A 1,700-nucleotide genomic window follows, 5' to 3' on the forward strand; every position below is an offset into this window, starting at 1 on the left:
AGGGCGGCCGCGGCGCGCAGGCGGCCGTCGGCCTGGTCGAAAGCGGCCTGGACCGCAGGCTGTCCGGCCATCGGCCCGGTGCCGTAGCGGCTGGTGGTGGTCGCCACGAGCCGGGTGAACGCGGCGCGGGCCCGCTCGCCGGTCGCGCGGGCGACCTCCGCGATGCACCCGGCGAGCAGCCCGTACAGCGGGTAGCGGTACAGCGCCCCGTCCGCGAGCGGCGGGTCGGTCAGGCTGATGCTGTGCGCGGGCTGCAGCAGGGTGTCGCAGGCGACCGTGTGGGAGGCGCTGCCGCGCAGCCCGAGCGCGTCCCAGTCCTCCTCGACCGTCAGCCGGCTGCGCGGGACGAGCCACCAGCGGGTGCCCGTCATGCCGGAGCTGTCGGCCGGGGCAGCGAGGGCGGCCAGGGTCATCGCCGGTGCCCCGGTGACCAGCGGCCAGCGCCCCCGCAGCCGCACCCTGTCGCCCTCCGGCTCGGCGCGGCCGACCGGCACCGAGGAGCCGGCGACCACCGTGGCGGGGCCGGTCAGGTCCCGGGCCGTGCGGACGTCGAGGCGCGACAGGAACGCCCCGGCCGGGGCGTGGATCGCCGTCACCCACCCGGCGGCCGGGTCCGCGAGCGCGACCTCGCGCACCGCCAGAAGGATCTGCGGCACATCCCACTGCAGGCCGCCGCAGTGGGACGGCAGCGCGGCCCGGGGCAGCACCGAACTGGTCAGCGCCTCCCACACCTGCGGATGTAAGGTCCCGTTCCGCTCCCCGAACTCCCGGTGCTCCGCGGCAGCTCGGCTCAGCTGCTCCACGGCCGCGAGGGCGGGGCGCTCTTGGACAAGGGTCATCACGAATCTCCACTCGGATCAGGTCGAGAACAAGGCGAAGGTGCCGCCGACGGCGGCGAGAAAGGGCAGGTAGGGGCGCGCCCGGGTCAGGGACGGGCGGGGGCGGCGAGCAGGTCGCGCAGGGCGGCGGCGACCGCGTCCAGGAGTTCGCGTGTCAGCCAGCCCGGCCCCGCCGTCCGCTCCAGCACCTCGCCGGCGGTGCCGACCAGGTGGCAGGCCAGCGCCGCCGCGTCGGCGGGCGCCAGTGTCTGGGCGAGCAGTGCGGCGGCGGCGCCGGCAAGCACGTCACCCGAGCCGTGCCGGGCCAGCCCCGGGTGCCCGGCGGGCACCAGCCAGGTCCGGGTGCCGTCGGTGATCAGATCCGGATCGCCCTTGGCCACCATCACCGCGCCGGTCTCCCGGGCCGCCTGCGCCAGTGCCGCCGCGCCGACCGTCCCTCCGCGCCCTGCCCGGCCGGCCGGGCCGGACGCGGCGAGCAGGGAGTGTGCCTCGGACCGGTTGAGCAGGACCAGGTCCGCGCCCAGGTGCCGAAGCCGCTCCCGGGCTCGGGGGCCGCCGCCCAGCGAGCCGTCGACCACCAGAGCAGCACCCCGGTCGTGGTCCCGGACCTCCTGAAGGGCGTCCAGCACCCTCCCGGCCACCGGGCTGCCTCCCAGCCCCGGACCGACCAGCCACACCACCCGGCCCCGCGCCCCCGTCCCGGTCAGGCGCCGCGCCATCCGCCGCGAGACCCGGGCCGCCGCCACCACCGCAGCGCCATCCAACTCGGACCCCAGTCCCGCAATCAGGTGCGCCTCCAAGGCCACCTGCTGCGCCGCCGGGGCGGGCGGGGCCGCGACCCGCACCCCGTGGGCCCCGGCC

At 77.9% G+C, this 1,700-nt stretch carries 1 protein-coding gene and 1 pseudogene; both read right to left on the reverse strand.

The annotated features are described in order from the left end of the window. Nucleotides 1-839 (reverse strand): annotated as a pseudogene (locus tag MHW47_RS35200) (hypothetical protein); the annotation flags it as partial. An 86-nt stretch (nt 840-925) separates the two neighbouring features. After that, on the reverse strand, nt 926-1,700 hold a 775-nt coding region (locus MHW47_RS35205), incomplete at its 5' end, for an NAD(P)H-hydrate dehydratase (protein ID WP_239227878.1).

It is taken from the genome of Streptomyces sp. OfavH-34-F (assembly GCF_022347745.1).
GTDB lineage: Bacteria > Actinomycetota > Actinomycetes > Streptomycetales > Streptomycetaceae > Streptomyces.